The following is a 25885-nucleotide window of genomic DNA, read 5'->3' as shown; positions in this document are numbered from 1 at the left end:
GGCCGCGCACCCGAGCGCGGTCGCCGGACCCCGGCAGCACGTCCCGTCCACCAGAAACGTCCCCTCACGCAAAGGCAGCCATGACCGACCACGCGGTGCTCAGCCTCGAGCACGTCGGCCTCCGCATCGGCGGCGCCCGCATCCTGCACGACATCGCCCTCGAGATCCCGGTGGGCGAGATGCTCGGAGTGATCGGGCCCAACGGCGCGGGCAAGACCACGCTCTTCAACGTCGTCTCCGGCGTCGTGCGTCCCACCGAGGGCGTCGTCCGACTCGACGGGCAGGACGTGACGCGCGAGCCGATCCACCGGCGCGCGGTCGCGGGCCTCGGGCGCACCTTCCAGACGTCGAGCCTGTTCCCCGGGCTCACCGTGCTCGAGAACGTCCGGCTGGCCGCCCAGGCCCACGCGGGCGGTGCGGCATCCGTCTTCCGCACCCCGCGTCGCACGGATGCCGCGACTCGCGTCGCCCTCGACGCGCTGGCCGAGGTGGGGCTCGAGCGCCGCGCCGACGCCGGCGCAGCCGGACTCGCCCACGGCGAGAAGCGCAAGGTCGAGATCGCCATGCTCATCGCGATGGACCCGAAGGTCGTGCTCCTCGACGAGCCGATGGCCGGCGTCGCCTCCGGCGACGTGCCCGCGATCACGGAGGTCATCCGCGGCCTCCACCGGGGCGGGCGCACGGTGCTCATGGTCGAACATCACATGGAGGTCGTGCTCGGCCTGGTCGACCGCGTCGCGGTCATGCACCACGGCGAGCTCCTCGCCGTCGACACCCCGGAGGCCGTCATGGCGAATCCGGCCGTGCAGTCCGCCTACCTCGGGGAGGCGGTGTGAGCGAGCCGATCCTCGTCGTCGACCGCCTCTCGGGGCGCATCGCCGGCCAGCAGGTCGTGGAGGACGTCTCGTTCGAGGTCCCCGCGTCGGGCGTCACGGCGCTGCTCGGGCGCAACGGCGTCGGCAAGACCTCCACGATCAAGTCCATCCTCGGCCTGATCGAGCGCACCGGCGAGGTCCGCCTGGCGGGCACCCGTGTCGACCGGCTGCCGACGCATCGCATCGTCCAGCGCGGTGTCGGCTACGTGCCCGAGGACCGCGAGGTCTTCGGCGCCCTCACCGTGGGCGAGAACCTGCGCCTGGCCGAGCGCGACGACCGTCCGCGCCGCGAACTCGTCGACCGGCTGTTCCCCGACCTCGTGGAGCGCCGCGCCCAGCGGGCGGGCACACTCTCAGGCGGGCAGCAGCAGATGGTCTCCCTCGCCAGGGCGCTCGTGAACGAGAACCGCCTCCTCCTCGTCGACGAGCCGACGAAGGGGCTCGCCCCGCGCATCGTCGACGAGGTGGCGGCCGCGCTCGCGGAGGCCGCGAGGACCGTTCCGATCCTGCTCGTCGAGCAGAACCTGCACGTCATCCGCGCGCTCGCCGAGCGCGTGGTGGTGCTCTCGGGCGGTCGCGTGGTCTTCACCGGCGCGGCGTCCGACCTCCTCGACGACGAGGACCGGATCCAGCGATACCTCGGCGTGCACGACGCCGCTGAAGGCCAGAACGCCTCGGAAGGGGAGTCCCGATGAGCACCCTGCTCCTCCTCGTCATCACCGGGCTCGGCCTCGGCGCACTCTACTTCCTCGTGGCGAGCGGCCTGTCGCTCATCTACGGCCTCATGGGGGTGCTCAACTTCGCGCACGGCTCGTTCCTCACGATCTCGGCCTTCCTCGGCTGGGAGGTCGGCCGACGGGTCTCCGACGGCACCTGGGCCGGGCTCGCGCTGTCGGCCCTGGTCGGCATGCTCGTCGGCGCGGTGGTGGCCGCCGCGACCGAGTACCTCCTCATCCGCCGCCTCTACGAACGCCACATCGAGCAGGCGCTCGTCACCGTCGGGCTCGCGCTCGCGAGCGTCGCACTGTTCGAGGGCATCTGGGGCACCGACCCGATCTACACGCAGAAGCCCGAGTGGCTGGGCGAGACCACCGAGATCCTCGGGGCGAAGATCCCGAACGACCGGTTCCTCCTGATCGCCTGCGCGCTGCTCGTACTCGGCGGCATCGTGCTGTTCCTCCAGCGCACCCGCTATGGGCTCATCATCCGCGCCGGCGTCGAGAACCGGTCGATGGTCACCGCGCTCGGCATCGACGTGCGCCGCTCCTTCACGATCGTGTTCGCGATCGGCGGGGCGGCCGCGGGACTCGGCGGGGTGCTCGCCTCCGTCTACTACGGCTACGTGTCGGCGCACCTGGGCTCCGTGCTGCTCATCTTCGCGTTCATCGTCACCGTGATCGGCGGGCTGGGGTCGCTCACGGGGGCCGCGATCGCCTCGGTGCTCGTGGCGGTGCTGCAGCAGTTCGCGAACTACTACCTGGGCGGCACCGGCGACCTCGTCGTGGTGATCGCGCTCGCCGCGGTGCTCCTCGTGCGCCCGCGTGGACTCATGGGGAAGGCCGCATGAACCAGCAGAGAACGGATGCCGCTGCGCCGGTCGACGCGCCCACGCGCGACACGACCACTGGCCCCACGCCGCCGCCCGCGGCATCCGCGCGGCGCCCGCTCCTCCTCCTCGCCGGCGGCGTCGCCCTCGTCGTGTTGCTCGCGATCCTGCCGCTGCTCGCGATCGACATCCCCGGCGTGCTGCCAGGACCCACGTACACGCCCGGCACGCTGCAGCTGCTCGCCTACGCGATGCTCATCGCGGCGCTCGCGCTGAGCTACCGCATGATGTTCGGCCTCGCCGGCCTGCTCTCGTTCGGGCACGCCCTCTTCTTCGCGGCCGGCGCCTACGGCCTCGGCATGACCCTCTACGCGTTCGCGCCCGTGGCATGGCCGAGCGAGCTCATCTTCCTGGGCTCGATCGCCGTCACGCTGGTGGTCGGCATCGTGCTCGCCGCGACCGTGGGGTCGCTCGCCCTTCGGGTCACCGGCATCTCGTTCGCCATGGTGACGCTCGCGTTCGCGCAGGCGGGCTCGGTGCTCATCCGCCGCAACCCGGGTGGCGCGACCGGCGGCGACGAGGGGCTCTCGCTCGACATCGAGCACGTGCCCGACGCGCTCGTCGGCGTGGTGAACACCCGCAACCTCTACTGGCTCGCGCTCGGCGTGCTCGTGTTCGTGTACCTGGTGGTGCTGTGGGTCGAGCGCAGCCGAGCGGGACACGTGGCCGAGGCGGTGCGCGAGAACGAGCTGCGGGTCCGGGTCATCGGCCTCCGGCCGTACACCGTGAAGCTGCTCATCTTCATCGTCGCGTCGGTGCTCGCGGCGGTCGCGGGCATGGGCTACCTGCTGCTGCAATCGGGTGCGTCGCCGCGCATCGCGACCGCGGACTTCACCCTCACGCTGCTCGTCATCGTCGTGCTCGGCGGGGTGGGCTATCGCTGGGGGGCCATCGTGGGCGGTATCGTCTACACACTGCTCGACCAGCGACTCACGGCGCTCGCGGGCTCCGACTTCATCGCCGGACTGCCCGCCGTGCTCCGCGTGCCGCTGTCCGAACCGCTGTTCATTCTGGGAACGCTCTTCATCCTCGTGGTGCTGTTCCTGCCCGGGGGGATCGCGGGGATTCCGCAGCGCATCCGAACGGGTCGGAAGCAGCACCCGGTCGAAACGGAGGAGGCCGCGGATGCCTGACGGCCTGCACACCCTCGGACGGTGGACCCGCGACCGCGCCCGCGCCACGCCCGAGCGCATCGCGATCGACGACCGTGGCGTCGTCGTGACGTACCGCGAGCTCGACGCGCGCGCCGAACGGCTCGCCGGGGCGTTCCGCGCCGCCGGCTATGCGATCGGCGACCGCGTCGCGACGATCACCGGCAACAGCGCCGACCACGTCGTGCTGTTCTTCGCGTGCGCCAAGGCCGGGCTCGCGCTCGTGCCGCTCTCCTGGCGGCTGGCCCCGCGCGAGCTCGCGGAGCAGCTCGAGATCGCCGAGCCGGCCCTGCTGCTCGTCGAGGGCGAGTTCGAGTCGCTCGGACGGGCGACCCTGTCGCGGCTCGCCCGACGCATCCCGAACGCGCCGCTCGGCGCGCACGGGGTCGAGTCCGAGGTGCCCGCACCGGCGGTCGACCTGCGACGCGCGACATCCGTCGACCGCGTCGACGTGGCCGACGACGACGCACTGCTCATCATCTTCACGTCCGGCACGACCGCACGGCCGAAGGGCGCGGTGCTCACGCACCTCAACTGCTTCTGGACCAACCTCTCGTTCTCGCGCATCGCCGAGATCGGCGCGGCGGACACCGTGCTCGCCGTGCTGCCGCAGTACCACGTGGGCGGGTGGAACATCCAGCCGCTGCTGGCCTGGTGGACGGGCGCGACCGTGGTGCTCGAGCGCACGTTCGATCCGGGGCGCGTGCTGCACCTCCTCCAGGAGCGGCGCATCACCACGATGATGGGGGTTCCGGCGAACTACCTGTTCCTCGCGCAGCATCCCGACTTCGAGGGCACCGACCTGTCGAGCCTCGCGCACGCGATCGTCGGCGGCGCGCCGATGCCGCCCGCGCTGCTGCGGGCCTGGCACGCGCGCGACGTGGCGCTCACGCAGGGCTACGGGCTCACCGAGGCGTCGCCCAACGTGCTGTGCCTGCCCGATGAGGACGCGCGGTCCCGCGCCGGCTCGGCCGGCCGGCCGTACCCGCACGTCGACGTGGCCGTCGCCGACCCCGTCACGGGCGAGCACCTCCCCGGCGCGGCCGAGGGCGAACTGCTCGTGCGCGGGCCGTCGGTGTTCGCCGGGTACTTCCGCGACCCCGCCGCGACCGCCGCCGCACTCGTCGACGGGTGGCTCCGAACCGGCGACCTCGTGCGTCGCGACGTCGACGGCTACTTCACGATCGTCGACCGGATCTCGGACATCTACATCTCGGGCGGCGAGGGCGTCGCCCCCGCCGAGGTCGAGGCCGTGCTCACGGGGCATCCCGCCGTCGCCGACGTCGCGGTCGTCGGCGTGCCCGACGAGCGCTGGGGCGAGGCGGGAGCGGCCTGGGTGGTGGTGCAGCGGGGCCGCGTGACGGATGCCGCCGAGCTCGCGCAGTTCGTCGCGGAGTCGCTCGCGCGCTTCAAGGTGCCCCGCGAGGTGCACTTCGTCGACGAGCTGCCCCGCTCCACCGCGGGCAAGGTGCTGCGGCGTGAACTCGCGGAGCGGGTCGCCTCGGGGGCCGTCCCGCACGTCGACGCGTCGGCGGGGGAGTCCCGATGAGCGCCAGCCCACGCACCGCCCGGGGCGTCGAGACCCGCCGAAAGCTGCTCGCGGCCGCCGAGCGGGTGTTCGCCGACCACGGCTACCACGAGGCATCCGTGTCGCGCATCACCGACCGCGCGGGCGTCGGCCAGGGCACGTTCTACCTGTACTTCGACACGAAGCTCGACATCTTCAACGAGCTCGTGGAGGACCTCAACCACCGCGTCCGCCAGGCGATGAGCGAGGGTGCACGCGGGGCGACGAGCCGGCTCGAGGCCGAGCGGGCGGGCTTCGCGGCGTTCTTCCGGTTCACCGCCGAGCATCCCGCGCTCTACCGGGTCGTGCGCGAGGCCGAGCTCGTCTCACCCGATGCGCTGCGACTGCACTACACCCGCATCGTCGAGGGCTACATCGACGGCCTCCGCGATGCCGCGGAGGACGGCGAGATCGGCGACATCGACCCGACGGTCGCCGCATGGGCGCTGATGGGCATCGGCGAGATGATCGGCATGCGCTGGGTGCTCTGGGGCGACCCCGACGCCGCGCCCGGCGACGACGCGGACCCCACGGCGAGCGGCACCCGGGAGGTCCCCCCGCACGTGCTGGACGAGATGATGCGGTTCATCGGGGGAGCCCTCGGCCGCCCCGAGCTCGCAGGAGACCGGCGCGACGGCGCGCCGGAGAAGGAGGAATCGTGACCGATCTCACCGGGCGGCGGGCCGTCGTGACCGGGGGCGCGAGCGGCATCGGCGAGGCGTGCGCGCGCGCCTTCGCCGCGGCCGGGGCGCACGTCGTGATCGCCGACCTCAACGGCGAGGCCGCCGCACGCGTGGCGGAGGAGGTCGGCGGCGAGGCATGGCAGGTGGACCTCGGCGACACGGCGGCGCTCGCGGACCTGACGCTCGAGGCCGACGTCCTCGTGAACAACGCGGGGATCCAGCACGTGCGCCCGATCGAGGAGTTCGAGCCCGAGCGGTTCTCGTTCATCCTGCGGCTCATGCTCGAGTCGCCGTTCCTCCTCATCCGCGCCGCCCTGCCCGGCATGTACGAGCGCGGCTTCGGGCGCGTGATCAACATCTCGAGCGTGCACGGCCTTCGGGCGTCGCCGTTCAAGTCGGCCTACGTCGCCGCCAAGCACGGGCTCGAGGGACTCTCGAAGGTGACGGCGCTCGAGGGAGGCCCGCACGGCGTCACCTCGAACTGCATCGACCCCGCCTACGTGCGCACGCCGCTGGTCGAGAAGCAGATCGCCGACCAGGCGCGCGTGCACGGCATCCCCGAGGACGAGGTCGTGCCGAGGATCATGCTCACCGAGTCCGCGATCAAGCGCCTCGTCGAGCCCGAGGAGGTCGCCAGCCTCGCGCTGTGGCTCGCCGGCCCCGACGCCGGCATGGTCACGGGCGCGAGCTACACGATGGACGGCGGATGGAGCGCACGGTGAGCGACACGACCTTCGCGGCACCCGTCGCGGGCGGGGCCCTGGCCGGCGGGCTCTGGCGGCCGGACACCCCCGGCACGCCGGTGCTCGCGGTGCACGGGATCACGGCCACACACCGCAACTGGGACCTGCTCGCGGCCGCGCTGCCGGACCGGCGCGTGATCGCGCCGGACCTCCGCGGGCGGGGCAGGAGCAACGCACTTCCGGCGCCGTACGGACTCGTGCAGCACGCCGACGACCTCGCGGCGGTGCTCGACGCGCAGGGCGTGGAGCGGGTCTTCGTGGTGGGCCACTCGATGGGCGCGTTCGTGTCGGTGCGGTTCGCGGAGCGGCATCCCGACCGGGTCGTCGGCCTCGCCCTGATCGACGGCGGCCTGCCCGTGCCGAACCCCGACGGCGTCGCACCCGCCGACCTGCCCGCCGTGCTCCTCGGCCCCGCGCTCGAGCGGCTCTCGATGACCTTCCCGAGCCGTGACGCCTACGTGGGCTTCTGGCGGCGGCATCCGGCCCTCGGCCCCTACTGGAACGACGCGATCGAGGCCTACGTGGACTACGACGTCGACGGCGACGAGCCGTCGCTGCGGAGTTCGGCGAGGGCCGATGCGGTCGCGGTGAACGCGGTCGAACTCGACGGATCGGCGGGCTACGTCGAGGCCCTGCTCGCCGCGCCCGGCCCCGTCGACTTCTTCCGCGCGCCCCGCGGCCTCCTCGACGCGGCACCCCTGTACCCTCGGCCGGTCGTCGCCGACTGGGCCGCGCGGATGCCGCAGCTCGTCGTCCACGACGTCGCCGACGTCAACCACTACACGATCGTCATGTCGGAGCTCGGTGCCGGTAGCGTGATCCCCGTGATCCGCGCCCGCATCGAGGCCGCGGAAACACAGGAAGGTGCATCGTGACACTCGACAAAGTCGTCGGGTCCGCTCAGGAGGCGGTCGCCGACATCCCCTCAGGGGCCACCCTCGCCGTGGGCGGGTTCGGGCTCTGCGGCATCCCGATGGTGCTGATCCAGGCCCTGCTCGACGCGGGCGTCGACCGGCTCTCGGTCGTCTCGAACAACTGCGGCGTCGACGACTGGGGCCTGGGCGTGCTGCTGGCGAAGCAGCGCATCGCGAAGATGACCTCGTCGTACGTGGGCGAGAACAAGGAGTTCGAACGGCAGTACCTGTCGGGCGAGCTCGAACTCGAGCTCACGCCGCAGGGCACGCTCGCCGAGAAGCTCCGCGCCGGCGGCAGCGGCATCGCGGCGTTCTTCACGCAGACCGGCGTCGGCACCCAGGTGGCCGAGGGCGGGCTGCCGCGTCGATACCACGGCGACGGGTCGATCGCGATCGCGAGCCCGCCCAAGCCCGTGCAGACGTTCGAGTTCCAGGGCGAGCCGCGCGAGTTCGTGCTCGAGGAGGCGATCACCACCGACTTCGCACTCGTGCACGCACTGAAGGGCGACCGCTTCGGCAACCTCGTGTTCGACAAGTCGGCCCGCAACTTCTCGCCGCTCGCCGCGATGGCCGGGCGCGTCTGCATCGCGCAGGTCGAGGAGCTCGTCGAGCCGGGCGACCTCGACCCCGACGCCGTGCACCTGCCCGGCATCTACGTCGACCGCATGATCGTGGTCGGCACCGACATCGAGAAGCGCATCGAGCGCCGCACCGTCCGAGAGGTGAACTGAGATGGCGCTCACGCGATTCGAGATGGCCGCCCGCGCCGCCCGCGAGCTCGGCAACGGCTCCTACGTGAACCTGGGCATCGGGCTTCCCACCCTCGTGCCGAACTACGTGCCCGAGGGCGTCACGATCCTGCTGCAGTCGGAGAACGGCATCCTCGGGGTCGGGCCCTACCCGACCGACGACGAGGTCGATCCCGACCTCATCAACGCGGGCAAGGAGACCGTCACCGTGCTTCCCGGAGCCGCGTACTTCGACTCCGCCACCAGCTTCGGCATGATCCGCGGCGGCAAGATCGACGCCGCCATCCTCGGCGCCATGCAGGTGTCGGCCGCCGGTGACCTCGCCAACTGGATGATCCCCGGCAAGATGGTGAAGGGCCCCGGCGGCGCGATGGACCTCGTGCACGGCGCGCGGCGCAAGATCGTGCTCATGGAGCACGTCGCGAAGGACGGCTCGCCGAAGATCGTGAACGAGTGCTCGCTGCCGCTCACGGGCAAGGCGGTCGTGGACCGCATCATCACCGACCTCGCCGTCATCGACGTGACCCCCGACGGGCTCCGGCTCGTCGAGCTCGCGCCGGGTGTCACGGTCGACGAGGTCGTGGCCGCGACCGAGCCCCCGCTCGACACGAGCGCCGTCGCCTAGGGAGGCACCATGGTCGACACCCTCTTCCCCGGCATCGTCGCCCATCGGGTGACCACGCCGCGGCTCACGGCCAACGTGCTCGAGCGCCGGGCGGATGCCGCTGCCGACCACGTGCGCACGGTCGTGTTCGTGCACGGCAACGTCTCGTCGTCGCTGTTCTGGCAGCCGACGATGCTCGCGCTGCCGGGCGAGATCCGCGCCCTCGCCGTCGACCTCCGGGGCTACGGCGACAGCGACGTGCTCCCGGTCGACGCGACGCGCGGCGTGCGCGACTTCTCCGACGACCTCGCCTCGGTGATCGACGAGCTCGGACTCGGTGCCGTGCACCTCGTCGGCTGGAGCCTCGGCGGCGGCGTGGTGATGCAGCTGCTGCTGGACCGCCCCGATCTCGTGGCGAGCCTCACGCTGCAGGCGCCGGTGTCGCCCTACGGGTTCGGCGGCACGGCGACCGACGGCTCGCTGCTCACGCCCGATGGAGCCGGCACCGGCGGCGGCGCGTCCAACCCCGACTTCGTGGCGCGCCTCGCGGCTGGCGATCGCAGCGACGAGCCCGGCTCACCTCGAGCCGTCTTCCGGTCGAGTTACGTCGCGCCCGGATACGAGTCGCCCTACGAGGACATCTGGGTCGAGTCGATGCTCTCGACGGCGACCGGGCCCGACAACAATCCGGGCGATGCGACGGCCTCCGAGTCGTGGCCGGGCTTCGCCCCCGGCGGACGCGGCGTCCTCAACACGCTGGCCCCGACGGTCTTCGACACCACCGCGATCGTCCACGCCGATCCGAAGCCGCCGATCCTCTGGATCCGCGGGGCACTCGACGCGATCGTCGGCGATGCGTCGTTCTTCGACCTCAACCAGCTCGGCAAGGCCGGCATCGTGCCGGGTTGGCCGGGCGACGACGTGGCGCCCCCGCAGCAGATGATCGTGCAGACGCGCGCCGTCCTCGATCGCTACGCGGCCCAGGGCGGCGCGGTGACCGAGCTGCAGCTCCAGCAGTGCGGTCACTCGCCGCACCTCGAGTGCCCCGATGAGTTCCGGACGGCGCTCCTGACCCTGCTCGAGGCGGACGCCGCCGCTGCCGCCTGAGTGGACGGTGAGGTGATCGGCGCCCCCGAGATGGAGGCCGGCGGCTGCGCGTGATCCGGGAGAACCACGCGGCGTCCGCCTGATGGGCCCTGGGGCACGCCGCCGGAAGTAGACTCGGGGAGTGCCTGCAGTGAATCTCGGAATGCCCAAAGTCCCTGAGGTCCTGGCCCCGCGACGCAAGTCCCGCCAGATCAAGGTGGGCAAGGTCCTCGTCGGCGGCGACGCCCAGGTGAGCGTGCAGTCGATGACCACGACGCCGACCCCGAACATCAACGCGACGCTCCAGCAGATCGCCGAGCTCACCGCGTCCGGCTGCGACATCGTGCGCGTCGCCGTGCCCAGCCGCGACGACGCCGAGGCGCTGCCGATCATCGCGAAGAAGAGCCAGATCCCGGTCATCGCCGACATCCACTTCCAGCCCAACTACGTGTACGCCGCGATCGACGCGGGCTGTGCTGCGGTGCGGGTGAACCCCGGCAACATCCGCAAGTTCGACGACCAGGTCGCCGAGATCGCGCGGCGCGCGAAGGCCGCCGACGTCTCGATCCGCATCGGCGTGAATGCCGGCTCGCTCGACCCGCGCCTGCTCGAGAAGTACGGCAAGGCCACCCCCGAGGCGCTCGTCGAGAGCGCCGTGTGGGAGGCGAGCCTCTTCGAGGAGCACGACTTCCACGACTTCAAGATCTCGGTCAAGCACAACGACCCGATCGTCATGGTGAAGGCCTACCGCATGCTCGCCGAGCGCGGCGACTGGCCCCTGCACCTCGGCGTCACGGAGGCGGGCCCGAGCTTCCAGGGCACCATCAAGAGCGCGACGGCGTTCGGCATCCTCCTGTCCGAGGGAATCGGCGACACGATCCGCGTGTCCCTGTCGGCGCCGCCGGTCGAGGAGGTCAAGGTGGGCCTGCAGATCCTGCAGTCGCTCAACCTCCGTGAGCGCAAGCTCGAGATCGTCTCCTGCCCGTCGTGCGGGCGCGCGCAGGTCGACGTGTACAAGCTCGCGAACGACGTCACCGACGGGCTCGAGGGCATGACGGTACCCCTCCGCGTCGCGGTCATGGGCTGCGTCGTGAACGGGCCGGGCGAGGCGCGCGAGGCCGACCTCGGCGTGGCATCCGGCAACGGCAAGGGCCAGATCTTCGTGAAGGGCGAGGTCATCAAGACCGTGCCCGAGTCCGAGATCGTCGCCACCCTCATCGCCGAGGCGAACCGCATCGCCGAGGAGATGGGCGCCGACGCCCCGGTGGGCTCGCCCGAGGTGCTCACCCCCTGAGCCGGCCCGAAGGCCGTATCCGAATCGAAATCTCGATCGGATGCCGCAGGCCGAACTGCCGCGATACATTCTCGCCATGACACGTATCTCCGGCGCCCTGCTCGCCGGTATTCTCCTCGCGGCATTGACCGGTTGCGTCCCCGCCGCGGATGCCGCCCCTCCCACCTCTGAGCCGCCGTCGCCGACCGCGTCAGCGGAGCCGGAGCCCACCGTCATGGCGAAGCCGACGCTCGCCTTCGCTGGCGCCTGCGAGGCGCTCGTCGACGACGCGACGCTGTCGGACCTCGTGGGCGACGACATGGCGATCGCGGTCGAGAAGAGCGAACGGGTCTGGGCCGTGGGCGTGCTCGGCGGCCTCGACTGCATTTGGCTGAGCGACTCCGAGGCGTACGTCTCGCTCGACGTGCTCCCAGCCGCCGGACTCGAGGCACAGGTCTCACGGGCGGGGGCCGACTCACCGTATTGCTACGGCGGCGAGCCGAGCGAGAGCCGCTGCTCGTTCAGCACGGTCATCGACGGGTATTGGCTCTCGGGGATCGTCGGCGTGGCGAACGGATCCGCCAACACCGCCCTCGACGCGATCGACGCCATCACGGAACGCGTCGCCGATGCGGCTTCCGCTGCGGCCCCGGTCTCGGCCGCGCGTCCCGACGGCACGTGGTCAGTGCCTGCCGAGTGCTCGACACTTGCCGATGCCGTGGACACCACGGGAATCCTGGGTGCGACGTTCGCCGCCGAGCAGGAGAGCGTGGGCGGCGAGGTCACGTCGGGATTCATCGCGGCGCTGCACGCGGTCGGCGACCTGTCGTGCACCTGGGCGACGCCCGACTACGCGCGGTGGTTCACCAGCGAGCTCCTGCCTGGCGCCGGTTGGGCGATCTCCGAACTCGCCGCCCGCGCCGGCGCCGCGCCCGTCACGGTCGACGGCGCGCTTCAGGCGGTCGCGCTGCCGCTCGGCGACGGCCAGACGACGGCCGTCTACGCGACCGACGGCGTGAACCTCGCCTGGGTCACGGTCCCGCTCGAGATCGACCAGACACAGGCCGCGACCCTGACTTCCGCGGTGATGGCTGCGGCGTCGCGGTGAGCGGAGCCCGCGGGTAGGGTGGCCGCATGGGATGCCCGTGGCGCGGCATCCGATCGCGAGAGGGGACCGCGATGAGCGGAGACGGCACGTTCGAGTACCCCGACGAGGCGGGGTACCCCGACGGCATGGGCACGCTGCACGAGGGCACCGACGAGGCGACGGCGACCGAGGCGCAGGAGACCGGGGCGCAGGAGACCGCGGCGGAGGAGACCGAGGCGGAACTCGACCACTTCGCCATGGAGGACGAAGAGGACGACGACGAGGGCGTCTGACCTCAGCCGGCGCTGAACCGCACGGTTCCGGCTCGGATGTCGGCGTGCTCCAGCACGACCGTCAGCGTCCCGCCCGGACGCGCGTCGGGTCCGGCGGGGACGGAGGCGGTGACGGCCGGCTCCACGAGCTGGATCACCGCCGAGCCGTTCCGCACCCGAAGCACGGTCGCCGGGAATCGGTCGCCGATGCGATCGGAGAGCACGGCCGCCTCGACACGCGCCACCGACGCGGCGTCGAGCTGCGCCGCGCGTCGCGACGAGGTGCCCATGAGCGAGGGGAGTTCGCCGAGGCTGTCGCGTGCCCACTGCGGCACCTCGCGTCCGGCGCTGAGCGCCTCGCAGACGACGAGGCCCCAGCGATCGACGAGGCGCCGCAGCGGCGCGGTGACGTGCGCGTACGGCGCGGCGAGGGCGGACTGCACCGGATCCGCCGGTGTGCTGCCGTCCATCGCCTCGTAACCCGCACCGCGGAAGAGCCCGCCGGCGGCCTGCAGGATCGCGAGGGACGCCGGCTCGTCGCGTGGAAGCTCGCGAAGGTACTCGCCGTAGCCGACCGCCTCAGGCCACGGCCGCCCGAGCGCCTCGGTCTGCCGCCGGAACGCCGCGATCTCGTCGGGCGACGGGGGCGGCATGGTGCGGAGGATGCCCACTCGTGCGGCCAGCATGAGCTCCGCCGCGGCCATGCCGGTCATGAGCGACAGCTGCGCGTTCCAGTCCTCGACCGGGAGCAGCCGCCGCCGCTCCAGCGCGTAGCCGCCGTCGGGCGTGCGCACGATCTCCTCGTCGGGCACGTTGAGGCTGGCGCCGCCGCGAGCCCGCTCCTGGCCGAGGCGGAGGTCCCCGATCTCGCGGAGCAGCGCCAGCGATCCCTCGGCGGTCCCGTCGTCGATCCGCGCCTGCGCCTCGTCGTACGCGAATTGGGTCCGCGACCGCACGATCGCGCGCTCGAGGCGGGTCGTGCGCACCGCGCCGGCATCGTCGAGGTCGAACGACCAGAGGTAGGCGCTGCGGTCGACTCCGGGCAGGAGGGATGCCCGGTCCTCGCTGAGCACGGGCGGATGCAGCGGCACCCGACCGTCGGCCGCGTACAGCGTCTGCCCGCGCCCGCGGGCCTCGAGGTCGACGGCACCGCCGGCGCGCACGAAGCCCGGGACATCCGCGATCGCGTACCGCACCGCATAGCCGCCGGGTCGTCGCGCCAGGTGCATGGCCTGGTCGAGGTCGCGCGATCCGGCGGGGTCGATCGTCACGAACTCCAGGTCGCGCCGGTCGACGGCCGGCGGTGGGGTCGCGGATGCCGCGGCCTCCGCCTCGGCGAGGACCTCGGCCGGGAAGCCGTCGGGCAGCTCGAGCGCCTCGCGAAGCTCGGCGAGGGCTGCGGCGAGCTCGCTCTGCGCGGCGGAGCCGGCGACGTGCGGTCGGCGTCGGGGCATGCGGCCAGCCTAGGACGCGGGCGACGCACGGCGGCAAGAGGGTGCCGAGGCCGACGCGGCATCCGTGCGTCATTAGAATCGTCGGGTGCCCACTCGCCTCTCCAACTACTTCCTCCGCACCCTCCGCGAAGATCCCGCCGATGCCGAGGTGGCCAGCCACCGCCTGCTCGTGCGCGCGGGCTACATCCGCCGGCAGGCGCCGGGCGTGTTCGCCTGGCTCCCGATCGGCCTCCGCGTCAAGGCGAGGATCGAGGAGGTCATCCGCCAGGAGATGACCGCGGCGGGCGCCCACGAGGTGCACTTCCCTGCGCTGCTGCCGCGCGAGCCCTACGAGGTCACGAACCGCTGGACCGAGTACGGCGAGGGCCTCTTCCGCCTCCAGGACCGCAAGGGCGGCGACTACCTGCTGGCGCCGACGCACGAGGAGGTCTTCACGCTCATGGTGAAGGACCTCTACTCCTCCTACAAGGACCTGCCGCTCACGATCTACCAGATCCAGGACAAGTACCGCGACGAGGCGCGTCCCCGCGCCGGCCTCCTGCGCGGCCGTGAGTTCACGATGAAGGACGCCTACTCGTTCGACGTGTCCGACGCGGGGCTCGACGCGAGCTACCAGGCGCAGCGCGACGCGTACGAGCGCATCTTCACGCGGCTCGGCCTCGACTACGTCATCGTCCAGGCGGATGCCGGGGCGATGGGCGGCTCGAAGAGCGAGGAGTTCCTGCACCCGAGCCCCGTCGGCGAGGACACCTTCGTGCGCTCGGCCGGCGGCTACGCCGCGAACGTCGAGGCGTACACGACCATCCCGCCCGAGCCGGTCCCGTTCGACGGCCTGCCCGCGCCCCTGGTGCTCGACTCGCCGAACACGCCGACGATCGCCACGCTCGTCGACCTGGCGAACGCCGAGTACCCGCGCCCCGACGGTCGCCCGTGGACGGCCGCCGACACGCTGAAGAACGTGGTGCTCGCGCTCACCCACCTCGACGGCACCCGCGAGCTCGTCGTCGTCGGCCTGCCCGGCGACCGCGACGTCGAGATGAAGCGCGTCGAGGTGGCGTTCGCGCCCGCCGAGGTCGAGGCGGCCACCGAGGCCGACTTCGCCGGGCGCCCGGGCCTCGTGAAGGGCTACATCGGCCCGTGGTCGCCCGACGGCGCCGTGCTCGGCGAGGAGTCCGTCACGGGCATCCGCTTCCTCGTCGACCCGCGAGTCGTCGACGGCACCGAGTGGATCACCGGCGCGAACCTCGACGAGAAGCACGTGTTCGGCCTCGTCGCGGGGCGCGACTTCGTCGCCGACGGCATCGTCGAGGCCGCCGACGTTCGCGCAGGCGATCCCGCGCCCGACGGCTCCGGTCCGGTGGAGCTCGCGCGCGGGGTCGAGATCGGGCACGTGTTCCAGCTCGGCCGCAAGTACGCCGACGCGCTCGGGCTCAAGGTGCTCGACGAGAACGGCAAGCTCGCCACGGTCACGATGGGCTCGTACGGCATCGGCGTGACCCGCATCCTCGCGATCATCGCCGAGGGCCACCACGATGACAAGGGCCTCGTGTGGCCCGCCGCGGTCGCCCCGTTCGACGTGCACGTGCTCGCGACCGGCAAGGACGACGCGGTGTTCGCCGTCGGCGAGTCCATCAGCGCCGCGCTCGAGGCCGCGGGGCTCGATGTGCTCTACGACGACCGGCCCAAGCTCTCGCCCGGCGTGAAGTTCGCCGACGCGGAGCTCATCGGCGTGCCGAAGATCGTGATCGCGGGCCGCGGCATCGCCGAGGGCGTCGTCGAGGTCTGGGACCGGGCGTCGGGCGACCGCACGACCGTGCCGATCGACGGCGTGGCGGCCGCCCTCGGCCGGTGAAGGTCAGAGCCGCGCGTACCGCGCCCGCGCGAAGCAGTAGATGCCGTAGACGACCAGGCCCGCGCCGACGAGCCACAGGATGACCTGCCCGAACGGGAGGGCCGCGAGGCTCTTGAGCGCCGAGTCGAGCCCGCCGGCCTTCTCGGGGTCGTGCGTCAGCGCCGCCACGACGAAGAGCACGCCGACGACGGCGATGGCGATGCCCTTGGCGACATAGCCGACCACGCCCAGCACGCGGACGCCGTCGCCGACCTTGCCGGCGGGCAGCGACAGTTGCTTCTCGAACGACTTGCGGATGCCGCGCACGATGAACGCGATACCGACGCCGAGGATGACGAGGCCCACGAGCACGAGCAGCACCACGCCGCCCGGGTTCGCGAGCAGGGTCGCGCTGAACGTGGTCGACGACTGCGAGGAGTCGGAGCTGCCGCCGAGCGCGTAGACGAGGGCCGTGGCGGCGATCGCGAAGTAGGCGACGGCGGTGCCGATCTCCTTCACGCGCCGGCCCCACTTCTTCTTCGAGTCGGGATCCCGCTCCAGGAACGCCTCGGCGATCTGCCAGACGGCGAGGGCTACGAGGCCGAGCACGATCACCCAGAGCACGACCGTGCCGAAGGGGACCCGCGAGATCTGCTCCATCGCGCCGCCCTGGTCGGCTTCGCCGCCGCCGGCGCCGATCGCGACGGAGATGGCGATCGCGCCGATGATGATGTGCACGATTCCGAGCACGACGTATCCCACGCGCGCCAGGATGCGGAAGGCGGGCGAGCGTTGGGCGGCGCTCGCGGTCGACTTGAGGGTTTCCGGGTTCATCGGCACAGCGTATCGACGCGGACCCCCGTCGCTCGCCCCCTTGCGCCCGGGGGTCGCCGCGCAGTAGGCGATCCGTGCGCGAGGCGACGGATGCCTCGACGCACGCACGGTTCACCCCGCGGACACTCGACGTTCATCGACGTGGCGGATTCGCGTCGCCTGGCAGGACGACCCTCGGATCGACCCGTTCGTCGATCGTGAGGACCCGCTGACATGACGATTTCCGACCAGCCCCGGCTGCGATTGCTCCCGATGTCCGACCACGTGCGCGGCAAGCGATCCGCCGTGACGTGCCAGTTGAAGTGCGCGAACGCGTGCCTCGGCCCCGAGTGCAACACGTCGGACAACCCGCACTTCCGCGACATCGCCTCGTCCGCCCTCTCCCGGCGTTCCCTGCTCGGCCTCGGCCTCGCCGGCGCCATCGGCCTCGTGGTCGGCGATGCCGCCGGAGGCGGTGCCTCCGGCGCCGCGTACGCCGCGCAGCCGGGCACCTCCGGTCTCGCGTTCGGTCCGATCGATCCCGTCAACCGCCTCGTCGACGAGTTCACGGTGCCGGCCGGCTACACGTGGCAGCCGATCATCCGGTGGGGCGACCCGCTGTTCTCCTCGACGCCGGCGCTCGACTTCGAGCACCAGACCCCCGAGGCGCAGGCCGGTCAGTTCGGCTACAACAGCGACTACCTCGACATCATCGCCGACCCGAGCGGCAAGTCGGGCGTGCTGGTCAACAACCACGAGTACGTGAACCCGAACATCATGTTCCCCGCCACGACCGATCCCGCCGAGCGCCGACGCCGTGGCGACATCTACAAGGCCGCGCAGGGCATGTCGGTCGTCGAGCTGCAGCGTCGCAAGGTCGGCGAGCCGTGGTCGTACGTCGTCGACGGCCGGCGCAATCGCCGCATCACGGTCGAGACGGTGTTCGAGCTCACGGGCCCCGCGGCCGGGTCCGACCTCGTGAAGACCGCTGCCGACCCCGAGGGTCGCTGGGTCAGGGGCACGCTGGGCAACTGCGCCGGCGGCACCACGCCGTGGGGCACGGTGCTGTCGGGCGAGGAGAACTTCAACGGCTACTTCGCCTGGGCCGCCGACACGGCCGCGCAGAAGCGCTACAGCGGCACGTCCACGACCTCGACGGAGACGGGCTGGGAGGCCTACGACCCCCGCTTCGACGCCCACGATCCCGACTACGTGTACGAGCCCAACCGGTTCGGCTACATCGTCGAGATCGACCCGAGCGACCCCACCTCGACGCCGCTGAAGCACACGGCGATGGGCCGGTTCAAGCACGAGGGGGCGAACGTCACGATCGCCGAGGACGGTCGCGTCGTGGCGTACATGGGCGATGACGAGCGCAACGACTACCTCTACAAGTTCGTCTCGAAGGGCCGCTACACCGCCGCGACCTCGACCGGGGCCCGCAAGCGGAACATGCGCCTCCTGAGCGAGGGCGACCTCTTCGTCGCCCGCTTCTCCGGCAACTCGCCGGCGGGTGAGATCACCGGCGGCGGCGCGCTTCCGAGCGACGGCCTGTTCGACGGATCGGGGCAGTGGATCGCGCTCACGCGCGACGGCGAGAGCGTCGTGCCCGGGATGTCCACCGAGGAGGTGCTCGTGTACACGCGCCTGGCGGCCGACCTCGTCGGCGCCACCAAGATGGATCGCCCCGAGGACGTCGAGCCCAGCCCGCTCACCGGCAAGGTCTACCTCGCGCTCACCAACAACAGCAACCGCGGCGGTGCGAGTGCTCCGGTCGACGAGGCGAACCCGGTCTCGGGCAACCGCTACGGCCACGTGGTGGAGCTGACCGAGACGTCGGGCCAGGCGGGGGAGACCTTCGGCTGGAGCATCCTGCTGCTCTGCGGCGACCCCTCGACCACCGCGTACACCTACTTCGCGGGGTTCCCGAAGGAGCTCGTGTCGCCGATCTCGTGCCCCGACAACGTGGCGTTCGACTCCGAGGGCAACCTCTGGATCTCGACCGACGGCGCCCCCGGCACCATCGGCTACAACGACGGGCTGTTCAAGGTGCCGCTCGAGGGCGACCAGCGCGGCAACGTGCAGCAGTTCCTCTCGGTGCCGCGCGAGGCCGAGACCTGCGGCCCGGTCATCCACGACCGGGAGGGCCTCGTCTTCGTGGCCGTCCAGCACCCGGGCGAGAACGGCGCGGTCGGTGCGCAGCGCTCGTTCTTCCCCGACTACGTCGCCGCCCACGGCGGCGGCAGGGCGGCGGCGCCGCGGCCCTCGGTCGTGCAGGTGTTCCGGGCATAGGCGCGCCTCGAACTCCGGCGGGCGACGGATGCCGCGTGGCATCCGTCGCCCCGCTGCCGCGCGCCGTTCCCGGGTGGATCGCGGATGCGTCGGTCGGGCCCGCCCGCCGGATGACGGGCCCCGCCGCATCCGGTACGGTAGAGAGTCGTCCGCTCCGAGGGGAAGCGGCACTGAGAGCTGAATAGAGGAGGCCGGCGATGGACATCGACCTCAGCGTGCTCCGCATGATGGAGCGCGAGAAGGAGATCCCGTTCGACGAACTGGTGGAGATCATCGAGCAGGCGATCCTCATGGCCTACTTGAAGCACACCAACCCCGGCCAGCACGGTCACGCGAACCCGTCGGGTGCGCGTGCGCACCTCGATCGCAAGACCGGACACGTGTCGGTATACGTGCCCGAGCTCGACGAGGAGGGCAACGTCATCGGCGAGGCCGAGGACAGCCCCAGCGACTTCGGCCGCATCGCCGCGTTCGCTGCGAAGCAGGTCATCAACCAGCGCCTCCGCGACCTCGCCGACGACGCGGTGCTCGGCGAGTTCCGCGGACGCGAGGGCGACATCGTCGCGGGCGTCATCCAGCAGGGGCCGAATCCGCGGATGGTGCACATCGACCTCGGCACCGTCGAGGCGATCCTCCCGCCAGAGGAGCAGGTGCCCGGCGAGGAGTACCCGCACGGCCAGCGCATCCGGGTGTACGTGACGAGCGTGGCGAAGGGCCAGAAGGGCCCCTCGATCACGGTGTCCCGCACCCACCCGGCGCTCGTGCGCAAGCTCTTCGCGCTCGAGGTGCCCGAGATCGCGTCGGGCGTCGTCGAGATCGTGTCGCTCGCCCGCGAGGCGGGCCATCGCACCAAGATCGCGGTGCGGGCGAACCAGCCGGGCGTGAACGCCAAGGGCGCGGCGATCGGCGAGCTCGGGCAGCGCGTACGCGCCGTCACCGCCGAGCTCGGCGCCGAGAAGATCGACATCGTCGACTGGTCCGACGACCTCGCGACCTTCGTCGCGAGTGCGCTCTCGCCCGCCAAGGTCACGAGCGCGTTCGTCATCGACGAGTCCACGCGTGCCGTGCGCGCCCTCGTGCCCGACTACCAGCTCTCGCTGGCGATCGGCAAGGAGGGCCAGAACGCCCGCCTGGCGGCGAAGCTGACGGGCGCCAAGATCGACATCCAGCCCGACTCGATCCTCGAGTCGAACTGAGCCGCCGGCCTGCGTCGGCAGGCTCCCAGCCCAGAGGTGTAGGATGGAACCCGTCAGAACGTGCATCGGATGCCGTTCGCGCGCCCCGCGGTCCTCGCTTCTGAGGGTCGTCTCCCAGAACTCCCACGTCGTGGCGGATGCCTCGGCCGTGCTTCCGGGCAGGGGTGCGTGGCTGCATCCGACGCTCGAGTGCTACCGGCTCGCCGTGCGGCGACGCGCCTTCGGACGCGCACTCCGCATCCGCGGCGAGGTGGACACCAGCAACGTAGAGAACAGGCTGAACGGCTAATGGACAACTCATGAGCGGCTCGAAATGAGACCCGTCCGCCATTGATGGTCCGCCCCTGTTTCGGGGTGGGCCCGGAACAGGAGAGAAGTGGCTGCCAAACCACGCGTACACGAGATCGCATCCGAACTCGGTGTCGACAGCAAGATCGCCCTTGAGAAGCTCAAGGAGATGGGCGAGTACGTCAAGGGACCCTCGTCGTCCATCGAACCCCCCGTGGCCCGCCGGCTGAAGGCCGCGCTCGAGGCCGCGGGCACCGCGGCGAACGCCGCGCCCGCCAAGGGCGCGCCCGCCAAGGCGACGGCCCCTGCCACGGCGGCGAAGCCGGGCCCCAAGCCGGCGCCGAAGGCGGCGCCCGAGGTGCCCGAGGCACCGGCTGCGGCTCCGGCCGCACCGGTCGGCGAGGCACCGATGACGGTCGCCGAGCGCCAGGCGCAGGCCGAGGAGCGTGCCGCACAGGCTGCCGCCGGCAAGGCGCCCGAGGCGCCTGAGGCGCCCGCCGCGTCGGATGTCGCCAAGCCCGCGTCGGCGCCCAAGCCCGGAGGCGCCATCCCGCGCCCCGCACCGCGCCCCGGCGCGCCGCGTCCCGGCAACAACCCGTTCTCGAGCTCGCAGGGCATGGGCTCGCGCCCCGCCCAGCCGCGTCCGGGCAACAACCCGTTCTCGAGCTCGCAGGGCATGGGCCAGCGCCCGAGCCCCGGCAACATCCCGCGCCCGCAGGCTCCGCGCCCCGGCTCCCCGCGTCCCGGCGGACCCCGTCCGGCAGGCGCCGGCGGCCGTCCCGGCGGTGCAGGCGGCGGCTTCCAGCGCCCCGGTGGCGCCGGTGCCGGTGCCGGCGCGCGTCCCGGCGGCGCCGGCGGCGGATTCCAGCGCCCCGGTGGTGCGGGCGGCTTCGGCGGCCCGCGTCCGGCCGGTGGCGGCGGCCGTGGCCGCGGTCCCGGTGGCGGCACGGCCGGTGCCTTCGGCCGTGGTGGCGGCAAGAGCAAGGCCCGAAAGTCGAAGCGCACGAAGCGGCAGGAATTCGAGATGCGGGAGGCTCCGTCGCTCGGCGGCGTGAGCGTTCCCCGTGGCGACGGCAACACCGTCATCCGCCTGCGACGCGGCGCCTCGATCTCCGACTTCGCCGACAAGATCGACGCGAACCCCGGTTCGCTCGTCACCGTGCTGTTCCACCTCGGTGAGATGGCGACGGCGACGGAGTCGCTCGACGAGGCCACCTTCCAGGTGCTCGGCGAGGAGCTCGGCTACAAGATCCAGGTCGTCTCGCCCGAGGACGAGGACAGGGAGCTCCTCGAGGGCTTCGACATCGACCTCGACCAGGAGCTCGAGGACGAGACCGACGAGGATCTCGAGATCCGCCCGCCGGTCGTCACCGTCATGGGCCACGTCGACCACGGCAAGACCCGCCTCCTCGACGCGATCCGCAACGCGAACGTCGTCGCGGGCGAGGCCGGCGGCATCACCCAGCACATCGGTGCGTACCAGGTGCACACCGAGCACGAGGGCATCGACCGCGCGATCACCTTCATCGACACCCCGGGTCACGAGGCGTTCACCGCCATGCGAGCCCGTGGTGCACAGGTGACCGACATCGCGATCCTCGTGGTGGCGGCCGACGACGGCATCATGCCGCAGACGATCGAGGCGCTGAACCACGCCCAGTCGGCCAACGTGCCGATCGTGGTCGCGGTGAACAAGATCGACAAGCCCGACGCCAACCCCGCCAAGGTGCGCCAGCAGCTCACCGAGTTCGGCCTCGTCGCCGAGGAGTACGGCGGCGACGTCATGTTCGTCGACGTGTCGGCGCGCGAGGGCATCGGCATCCAGGAGCTGCTCGACGCGGTGCTCCTCACGGCGGATGCCGGGCTCGACCTGCGTGCGAACCCCGACAAGGACGCGCGCGGCGTCGCCATCGAGGCGAAGCTCGACAAGGGTCGAGGCGCCGTCGCGACCGTGCTCATCCAGTCGGGCACGCTCCGGGTCGGCGACGCGATCGTCGCGGGCACCGCCTACGGCCGCGTGCGTGCCATGGCCGACGAGAACGGCGACCCCGTGGCCGCCGCGACCCCGTCGCGCCCGGTGCAGGTGCAGGGCCTCTCGAGCGTCCCGCGAGCGGGCGACACCTTCCTCGTCACCGAGGAGGACCGCACCGCCCGCCAGATCGCCGAGAAGCGAGAGGCCGCCGAGCGCAACGCCCAGCTGGCCAAGGCGCGCAAGCGCATCTCGCTCGAGGACTTCACCCGTGCGCTCGAAGAGGGCAAGGTGGAGGCGCTCAACCTCATCATCAAGGGCGACGTGTCGGGTGCCGTCGAGGCGCTCGAGGAGTCGCTCATGAAGATCGAGGTCGACGACTCGGTGCAGCTGCGCATCCTCCACCGCGGTGTGGGTGCCGTGACCGAGAGCGACATCGACCTGGCGACGATCGACAACGCGATCGTCATCGGGTTCAACGTCCGCCCCGACGTGAAGGCGCGCGAGCGTGCCGCCCGCGAGGGCGTGGACGTGCGCTTCTACAACGTCATCTACAACGCGATCGACGACATCGAGAACTCGCTGAAGGGCATGCTCAAGCCCGAGTTCGAAGAGGTGCAGTCGGGTGTCGCCGAGATCCGCGAGGTGTTCCGCTCCTCGAAGTTCGGCAACATCGCCGGTGTCATCGTGCGGTCGGGAACGATCACGCGCAACGCCAAGGCTCGCGTCATCCGCGACGGCGTCGTGGTGGGCGACAACCTCGCCATCGAGTCGCTGCGCCGGTTCAAGGACGACGTCACCGAGGTCCGCACGGACTTCGAGGCGGGCATCGGCCTCGGCAAGTACAACGACATCCAGATCGGCGACGAGATCGAGACGATCGAGATGCGGGAGAAGCCCCGCGCCTAGTTGCTCGAGGGTCGGGGTCCCGCTCTCTTCCTGAGTGAAGAGCGGGGCCCCTTCCCCGATTCACCCAGGAAGAGAGCGGAACCCCTCCGGCGCAAGCCGACGCAGGGCGAGGGAAGGGCAGGGAACATGGCGGATCCGGCACGGGCCAGGAAGCTGGCCGATCGTATCAAGGAGATCGTCGCGCGACGGCTCGACAAGGGGCTGCGCGACCCGCGGCTCGGGTTCGTGACGATCACGGACGTCCGCGTCACGGGCGACCTGCAGCACGCGAGCATCTTCTACACGGTCTACGGCAGCGAGGAGGAGCGCCGCGACTCGGCGCTCGCCCTGAAGTCGGCGACCGGAATGCTGCGCACCGAGGTCGGCCGCAACATCACGGCTCGGCTCACCCCGTCGCTCGAGTTCATCCACGACGCGATTCCCGAGAACGCCGAGCACATCGAGTCGCTGCTCCGCGAGGCGCGCACGCGCGACGCCGAGACCGACGCGCTGGCCTCGACGGCCGAGTACGCCGGCGACGCCGACCCGTACGTGAAGCCGCGTGAGCTCGACGAGGACGCCGACGACTGGGACGAGCTCGACGACGAGGCATCCGACCTCGCCGACGACGCGGAGGCGGGCGGACCCCGCTAGGCCGTGCCCTCGCCGGTGGCGTCATCGTCGCCGGTGCCGGGCCGGGTGCGGTGGCCGAGCAGCTCGTCTTCGACGGCGGCGATGCGTGCGCGCAGCGCCGCGATGAACACGAGCACGGTCGGCTGCCGCAGCGCCTCGGGGCGGCAGACGAGCCAGTACGGCAGGTGCTCGTCGATCTCGTCCGCGAACAGGCGCACGAGGTCGCCGTGCCGGTCGGCCAGGAACGCGGGCAGCAGGCCGAACCCCGCGCCCGCCCTCGTCGCGTCGACATGCACGTACACGTTCGTGCTCGATACCGCGTCGACCATGCCGCGCGTCGAGCGTCGCGCCTCGTCGAGCGCGTCGACCTGCAGCATCGACTCGATGAAGTACACGAGCGGGGCGCCCTCGAGCTCGGCCGGCGTGGCCGGCGTGCCGTGATCGGCCAGGAACGCCCGGCTCGCGTAGAGGCCGAGCGCGTAGTCGCCCAGGTGGATCGCCTCGGCGCGATGCACGTGCGGGCGTCCGACGACGACCTCGAGGTCGACCCCCACGCGCTGCTGCGCGGCGCGCCGGGTCGCCGCGACGATCTCGAGCGACACGTCGGGGTGTTCGCGTCGCACCTCGGCGATCGCCGGCGAGGCGATGTAGCCGCTGAATCCGTCCGTCGCCGAGAGACGGACGACACCGGACAGCCGCGGCGCGTCGGGCGTCAGCGTGCCGAGCGCACGCTCCACGCCCTCGGCCGCCGCGATCGCGTGCTCGCCGAGCGGCGTGAGCACCCATCCCGCCGCGCCGCGCGCCAGCACGCGACCGCCGAGAGCGTCCTCGAGGGCGCCGATCCGCCGTGCGATCGTGGTGTGGTTGAGGCCGAGCTCGTCGGCCGCGGCCGTGTAGCGACCCGCGCGCGCCACGGCCAGCAGCACGAGCAGGTCGTCGGGGCTGGGCCGGCGCCCGGGCAGCGACGTCACGGACATCCCTGCATACTCGCACATCGGGGTCGCGGCGCCGACGTCGCGGTTGCTACGCGTCGGGGAGGCGCAGGCCCCCGCCGGCATCCGCGACGGCGAGCCCGTCGGCGACGAGGCCGCCGAGGGCGCGCTCGAGCTGCGCGGCATCCGGCCACAGCGTCGCGAGCTCGCCCGCGTGCACCGGTCGATGCGCCGCCCTCAGCTCGCGCATCACGAGCCCCCGCACCTGGCGATCGGATCCCTCGAATCGCCCCTGCACGGCCCTGCGTGGACCGTCGTACGGTGGATACCCAGCGGCGCGCCACGCGCACGCGGCGGCGATCGGGCAGGCGTCGCACGACGGGGTCCGCGCGGTGCACACCGTCGCGCCGAGCTCCATCGCCGCGGCGTTGAAGGCGCGGGCCGCGGCATCCGACGCGGGAAGCAGCGCCCCCATCGCCGCGAGATCGCGGCCCGTCGCCGGGGGACCGGGCTGGGCCTGGCCGAGCACGGCCCGCGCGATCACCCGGCGGGTGTTGGTGTCGACCACCGGGTGCCGCCGGCCGAACGCGAACGCCGCGATCGCCCGGGCCGTGTACGGGCCGACGCCCTGCAGCGCGAGCAGGTCGTCGAGCTCCGCGGGGACCTCGCCGCCGTGGCGCTCGACGATCTCGACGGCGGCCCGGTGCAGCCACAGCGCGCGGCGCGGGTAGCCGAGCCGGTCCCAGGCGCGCACTGCCTCCGACGGCGGTTCGGCGGCGAGGGCGGCCGGCGTCGGCCAGCGCCCGATCCACGCCTTCCACCGGGGCACCACGCGCGCGACCTGGGTCTGCTGCAGCATGAACTCGCTGACGAGCACCGCCCACGGCGACACCTCGGCCGCCCGCCACGGCAGCGGCCGCGCGGCATCCGCGAACCACTCGTTCAGGGCGCCCGCGAGGTCGGGGGTCGGCATCCCCTC

24 protein-coding genes are annotated in these 25885 nt (G+C 72.0%); 20 read left to right on the top strand and 4 right to left on the bottom strand.

Annotation, left to right across the window (positions count from 1 at the left end; genetic code table 11):
• Positions 1-80 precede the first annotated feature (80 nt).
• From EV187_RS00895 to EV187_RS00830, 14 genes are all read left to right on the top strand, one after another.
• Positions 81-836, top strand: a complete 756-nt coding sequence (locus EV187_RS00895; protein WP_130351169.1) for an ABC transporter ATP-binding protein — start codon at positions 81-83, stop codon at positions 834-836.
• A complete protein-coding gene (locus tag EV187_RS00890; protein WP_130351168.1) occupies positions 833-1570 on the top strand; it encodes an ABC transporter ATP-binding protein in 738 nt (245 codons plus the stop codon). The genes EV187_RS00895 and EV187_RS00890 overlap by 4 nt, the downstream gene beginning before the upstream one ends.
• Complete coding sequence (locus EV187_RS00885) at positions 1567-2442, top strand: branched-chain amino acid ABC transporter permease (RefSeq protein ID WP_130351167.1); 876 nt, start codon at positions 1567-1569, stop codon at positions 2440-2442. Before EV187_RS00890 ends, EV187_RS00885 begins: the two co-directional genes overlap by 4 nt.
• On the top strand, positions 2439-3614 hold the full coding sequence (locus tag EV187_RS00880; protein WP_130351166.1) for a branched-chain amino acid ABC transporter permease: 1176 nt from the start codon (positions 2439-2441) through the stop codon (positions 3612-3614). Before EV187_RS00885 ends, EV187_RS00880 begins: the two co-directional genes overlap by 4 nt.
• Complete coding sequence (locus EV187_RS00875; RefSeq protein ID WP_130351165.1) at positions 3607-5181, top strand: class I adenylate-forming enzyme family protein; 1575 nt, start codon at positions 3607-3609, stop codon at positions 5179-5181. The genes EV187_RS00880 and EV187_RS00875 overlap by 8 nt, the downstream gene beginning before the upstream one ends.
• On the top strand, positions 5178-5861 hold the full coding sequence (locus EV187_RS00870) for a TetR/AcrR family transcriptional regulator (RefSeq protein WP_130351164.1): 684 nt from the start codon (positions 5178-5180) through the stop codon (positions 5859-5861). The genes EV187_RS00875 and EV187_RS00870 overlap by 4 nt, the downstream gene beginning before the upstream one ends.
• Positions 5858-6604, top strand: a complete 747-nt coding sequence (locus tag EV187_RS00865; RefSeq protein WP_130351163.1) for a 3-hydroxybutyrate dehydrogenase — start codon at positions 5858-5860, stop codon at positions 6602-6604. Before EV187_RS00870 ends, EV187_RS00865 begins: the two co-directional genes overlap by 4 nt.
• On the top strand, positions 6601-7500 hold the full coding sequence (locus EV187_RS00860; protein ID WP_242609369.1) for an alpha/beta fold hydrolase: 900 nt from the start codon (positions 6601-6603) through the stop codon (positions 7498-7500). The genes EV187_RS00865 and EV187_RS00860 overlap by 4 nt, the downstream gene beginning before the upstream one ends.
• On the top strand, positions 7497-8270 hold the full coding sequence (locus tag EV187_RS00855; protein ID WP_130351161.1) for a CoA transferase subunit A: 774 nt from the start codon (positions 7497-7499) through the stop codon (positions 8268-8270). The genes EV187_RS00860 and EV187_RS00855 overlap by 4 nt, the downstream gene beginning before the upstream one ends.
• A gap of 1 nt (position 8271) precedes the next feature.
• Positions 8272-8913 carry a CoA transferase subunit B gene (locus tag EV187_RS00850; protein ID WP_207221700.1) on the top strand — a complete coding sequence of 214 codons (642 nt, stop codon included), beginning with the start codon at positions 8272-8274 and terminating at the stop codon, positions 8911-8913.
• Between the two features lie 9 nt (positions 8914-8922).
• Positions 8923-9999 carry an alpha/beta fold hydrolase gene (locus tag EV187_RS00845; protein ID WP_130351160.1) on the top strand — a complete coding sequence of 359 codons (1077 nt, stop codon included), beginning with the start codon at positions 8923-8925 and terminating at the stop codon, positions 9997-9999.
• Between the two features lie 142 nt (positions 10000-10141).
• A complete protein-coding gene (gene ispG, locus EV187_RS00840) occupies positions 10142-11272 on the top strand; it encodes a flavodoxin-dependent (E)-4-hydroxy-3-methylbut-2-enyl-diphosphate synthase (protein WP_130351159.1) in 1131 nt (376 codons plus the stop codon).
• Positions 11273-11348: 76 nt separating this feature from the next.
• On the top strand, positions 11349-12359 hold the full coding sequence (locus tag EV187_RS00835) for a hypothetical protein (RefSeq protein WP_130351158.1): 1011 nt from the start codon (positions 11349-11351) through the stop codon (positions 12357-12359).
• 71 nt (positions 12360-12430) lie between these two features.
• Positions 12431-12631: a hypothetical protein gene (locus EV187_RS00830; protein WP_130351157.1), complete on the top strand. Its 201-nt coding sequence runs from the start codon at positions 12431-12433 to the stop codon at positions 12629-12631.
• Positions 12632-12633: 2 nt separating this feature from the next.
• On the opposite strand, the gene EV187_RS00825 is transcribed toward EV187_RS00830, so the two are convergent.
• Positions 12634-14064 carry an RNB domain-containing ribonuclease gene (locus EV187_RS00825; protein ID WP_130351156.1) on the bottom strand — a complete coding sequence of 477 codons (1431 nt, stop codon included), beginning with the start codon at positions 14062-14064 and terminating at the stop codon, positions 12634-12636.
• A gap of 85 nt (positions 14065-14149) precedes the next feature.
• Here EV187_RS00825 and EV187_RS00820 point away from each other — a divergent pair, with 85 nt between their 5' ends.
• On the top strand, positions 14150-15916 hold the full coding sequence (locus EV187_RS00820) for a proline--tRNA ligase (RefSeq protein WP_130351155.1): 1767 nt from the start codon (positions 14150-14152) through the stop codon (positions 15914-15916).
• Between the two features lie 3 nt (positions 15917-15919).
• Here EV187_RS00820 and EV187_RS00815 read toward each other — a convergent pair whose 3' ends face one another.
• Positions 15920-16729 carry a DUF1206 domain-containing protein gene (locus EV187_RS00815; protein ID WP_130351154.1) on the bottom strand — a complete coding sequence of 270 codons (810 nt, stop codon included), beginning with the start codon at positions 16727-16729 and terminating at the stop codon, positions 15920-15922.
• A gap of 213 nt (positions 16730-16942) precedes the next feature.
• Here EV187_RS00815 and EV187_RS00810 point away from each other — a divergent pair, with 213 nt between their 5' ends.
• The 5 genes from EV187_RS00810 to rbfA all read left to right on the top strand — a co-directional run bounded on the left by EV187_RS00810 (position 16943) and on the right by rbfA (position 23995).
• Positions 16943-19000 carry a PhoX family protein gene (locus EV187_RS00810; RefSeq protein ID WP_130351153.1) on the top strand — a complete coding sequence of 686 codons (2058 nt, stop codon included), beginning with the start codon at positions 16943-16945 and terminating at the stop codon, positions 18998-19000.
• Positions 19001-19197: 197 nt separating this feature from the next.
• On the top strand, positions 19198-20196 hold the full coding sequence (nusA, locus tag EV187_RS00805; RefSeq protein ID WP_130351152.1) for a transcription termination factor NusA: 999 nt from the start codon (positions 19198-19200) through the stop codon (positions 20194-20196).
• 43 nt (positions 20197-20239) lie between these two features.
• The gene (locus EV187_RS00800; protein ID WP_130351151.1) at positions 20240-20485 is read left to right on the top strand and encodes a YlxR family protein; all 246 of its coding nucleotides are present in this window, start codon (positions 20240-20242) and stop codon (positions 20483-20485) included.
• Positions 20486-20572: 87 nt separating this feature from the next.
• Positions 20573-23362 carry a translation initiation factor IF-2 gene (gene infB / locus EV187_RS00795; RefSeq protein ID WP_130351150.1) on the top strand — a complete coding sequence of 930 codons (2790 nt, stop codon included), beginning with the start codon at positions 20573-20575 and terminating at the stop codon, positions 23360-23362.
• Between the two features lie 126 nt (positions 23363-23488).
• Complete coding sequence (gene rbfA / locus EV187_RS00790; protein WP_130351149.1) at positions 23489-23995, top strand: 30S ribosome-binding factor RbfA; 507 nt, start codon at positions 23489-23491, stop codon at positions 23993-23995.
• On the opposite strand, the gene EV187_RS00785 is transcribed toward rbfA, so the two are convergent.
• Both EV187_RS00785 and EV187_RS00780 read right to left on the bottom strand, forming a co-directional pair.
• Complete coding sequence (locus tag EV187_RS00785; RefSeq protein WP_207221699.1) at positions 23992-24951, bottom strand: LysR family transcriptional regulator; 960 nt, start codon at positions 24949-24951, stop codon at positions 23992-23994. The genes rbfA and EV187_RS00785 overlap by 4 nt on opposite strands.
• Positions 24952-24997: 46 nt before the next feature.
• Positions 24998-25879 (bottom strand): HhH-GPD family protein, encoded by an 882-nt coding sequence (locus EV187_RS00780; protein ID WP_130351147.1) that lies wholly within the window; start codon positions 25877-25879, stop codon positions 24998-25000.
• Positions 25880-25885: the final 6 nt, after the last annotated feature.

The sequence above is a fragment of the Agromyces ramosus genome, from assembly GCF_004216665.1.
GTDB lineage: Bacteria > Actinomycetota > Actinomycetes > Actinomycetales > Microbacteriaceae > Agromyces > Agromyces ramosus.
Note: the sequence above shows the minus strand (reverse complement) of the source record. Positions and strands in the feature narration are given on the sequence as shown.